This is a genomic window from Kitasatospora sp. NPDC056783, from assembly GCF_042789895.1.
Lineage (GTDB): Bacteria > Actinomycetota > Actinomycetes > Streptomycetales > Streptomycetaceae > Kitasatospora.
In genome coordinates this window covers 1-2,602 of record NZ_JBHUAF010000628.1, presented here as the reverse complement: position 1 = coordinate 2,602, position 2,602 = coordinate 1, and the positions used below count along the sequence as shown (strand labels likewise).

Genomic DNA, 2,602 nt, shown 5'->3' with positions numbered 1-2,602 from the left:
CACCGACAGCGAGGGCCGCCGGGGGGTGGCCCCGACGGCCCTCGCGCGACCGCGGCCCGACGGCCTGCCGGCGTGGAAGAACCGGTTTAGAAGAAGCCGTCGTCCTCGTAGTAGTTGTTGACGACCACCTGCGGATCGTCGTCGAACGCCTCGTTCAGCAGCGCGCCGCCGACCAGGCCGGCCGCGCCGGCGCCGATCAGGGCGCCGGTGCCGAAGCGCCGCCCGCCCTGGGCCTGCTGACCGGGCACCTGGGGCTGGCCCTGCTGGACCGGCTGCGGGTAGCCGGCCTGCGCCGGGGTGTAGAACGGCGGGACGTTGGTCTGCACCCGCTGGGCGCAGGCCACACAGGCCTCGATCTGGCGTGGCACACCCCACTGCGGCGACCAGAACACCGCTGTGGTGCCGACGCCGTGCGAGGGGTCGAAGAAGCACGTCACTGGGGAACTCCCTGGTCCTGGCTGGTTCATCGGAACGATCGGCGCGGCGGCGGGCACCGGCGGGGCGGCCGGCGGCGCCGGCGGAGCCGGCACGGCGGGGGCCACGGGCGGAGCGGGGGCCACGGGCGCGGCGGGAGCGGGCTGCAGGACGTCCACCCCGAAGTCCGTGGCGATGCCCGCCAGCCCCGTGGCGTACCCCTGCCCGACCGCCCGGAACTTCCAGTCCGCGCCGTGCCGGTACAGCTCGCCGAACACCATCGCCGTCTCGCCGCCGCCCTCCGGCACCAGCTCGTAGCGGGCCGCCTCGACGCCGCCGTCCTGGTCGGCGACCCGGATGTAGGCGCCGCGGACCTGCCCGAAGGTCTGCCGCCGCTGGGCCGCGTCGTAGATCGCCACCGCGAAGACGACCTTCTCCACCTCGGCGGGGACTTCGGCGAGCCGGACCTCGATCTGCTCCCGGTCGGCGCCGCCGGCGGAGTCCCCGTGGTGGCGGACCGAGCAGTCCGGGCTCCGCAGGTTGTTGAAGAAGACGAAGTTCCGGTCCGAGGCGACCTTCCCGTCCGCCCCGCAGAGCAGTGCGCTGGCGTCCAGGTCGTACCCGGGCCCGGCCGCCCAGCCGAGGCCCACCCGGGCCACCCGGAGCCCGGGGGCCTGCTTGCCCAGGGAGACGTTGCCGCCCTTCGTCAGGGCCACGCTCATGGAACTCCTCCACCACCGTACGAGTACCGCTCTTCGACCACGACAACGCTGTAGAGCTCACACCGGTTCCCGGTCGAACCATCGGCTTTCGGTCGAGACGAAACACCGCGCCGACGCCCTGGCGGGCCGTCAGGTCCAGACCTATTGTCAGCAGACATGACATGTCTACGCCGCGCTGCCGGACTGGCCGCCGCACTCACCGGAACGCTCGCCGCCCTGCTGGCCCCGGCCGTCGCCCAGGCCGCTCCGGCCGGTTGCCGCACCTCGGCCACGGTGCCGCTGGACCCCGAGCAGAACCGCCTCCAGGACTCCCGCACCACCGCCTTCACCGAGCGCTCGGGCCTCGGCGAACTACCCGCGGCCTTCCCCGCCGCGCTGTGCGCCGCCCGCAACGCCCGGCAGGCCGAGCGGGTGGTGGACACCTGGGGCCGCGACCTCTGGCGGGCCGGCCTGGACCGCGCCCAGGGCCGCCGGCCGAGCGGCGAACTGCCCGCCCGGGACGACCGCCCGCTGTACTGGACCAGGCTCGCCATGACCGTCCAGCTCGCCCGCTGGCAGCCCCGGTTCGACGTCGACCACGCCGCGCTGCGGTCCCGCTTCGAGGACGCCTCCCGCGGCCTGGACGACGGCTTCAGCTCCGCCCACGGCGTCCGGCGGATCTTCGTCAGCGGCTTCGACCCGTACGGCCTGGGCACCGAGCCGCGCCGCTCCAACCCCTCCGGCTCGGCCGTCCTGCAACTGCACGGGCAGCGGATCACCCTCGCCGACGGCAGCACCGCCGAGGTCCGGGCGGTGGTCCTGCCGGTGCGCTACGGGGACTTCGACGAGGGCATCGTGGAGCGCGCCTTCACCCCGCACCTGCGGCCGGGCCGGCAGTCCGCCGACCTGATCACCACCATCAGCCAGGGCTACCCCGGCAAGTTCACCCTGGAGGAGTGGGCCGGCCGCGCCCGCTCCGCCGACCCGGCCCCGGACAACAGGGACGCGCTCTCCGGCGGCACCACCCAGCACCCGGTGGACGCCCCGGGCCTGGGCGCCGGACCGCAGTTCATCCGCACCACCCTGCCGGTCGACGCCATGACGGCCGTCCAGCAGCCCTTCCCGGTGCAGCTCGACACCTTCGTCACCGAGATCCCGATGGGCGCCACCGACCCGGTCTACCGGCCCGACGGTCCCACCCCCGGCTCCCGCGCGGTCGCCGGGGGCGGCGGCGGGTACCTGTCCAACGAGATCGCCTACCGCTCCAACCGGCTGCGCCTGCTCACCGCCCCGCAGCTGCCCGGCGGGCACCTGCACACCCCCGTCCTCACCGGTCTGCCGGCCGACCCGCAGCAGCTCACCGCACCGGAGTTCGAGCGGAACGAGGCCGCGATCGGCGACCAGGTGCGGGCGATCCTGAGCTCCGTCCGGCTCCGCCCCTGACGGTCCGCCGGGCCGGGCGCCCGCTACGCCGGGCCGGCGTAGCG

General features: G+C 75.0%; 2 protein-coding genes. One reads left to right on the top strand and one right to left on the bottom strand.

Annotation, left to right across the window (positions count from 1 at the left end):
• Positions 1–86 precede the first annotated feature (86 nt).
• Entirely contained in the window at positions 87–1,136 is a 1,050-nt protein-coding gene (locus tag ACFRMQ_RS40030; RefSeq protein WP_380735832.1) for a TerD family protein, read from the bottom strand.
• A 156-nt stretch (positions 1,137–1,292) separates the two neighbouring features.
• On the opposite strand from ACFRMQ_RS40030, the gene ACFRMQ_RS40025 reads away from it, so the two are divergent.
• Positions 1,293–2,558, top strand: a complete 1,266-nt coding sequence (locus ACFRMQ_RS40025) for a pyroglutamyl peptidase (protein WP_380735831.1) — start codon at positions 1,293–1,295, stop codon at positions 2,556–2,558.
• Positions 2,559–2,602 lie beyond the last annotated feature (44 nt).

What these genes read in the sequence shown, in the direction of transcription:
- ACFRMQ_RS40030 (WP_380735832.1), bottom strand. Translation starts at nt 1,136, where the DNA reads ATGAGCGTGGCCCTGACGAAGGGCGGCAACGTCTCCCTGGGCAAGCAG.
- ACFRMQ_RS40025 (WP_380735831.1), top strand. Translation starts at nt 1,293, where the DNA reads ATGACATGTCTACGCCGCGCTGCCGGACTGGCCGCCGCACTCACCGGA.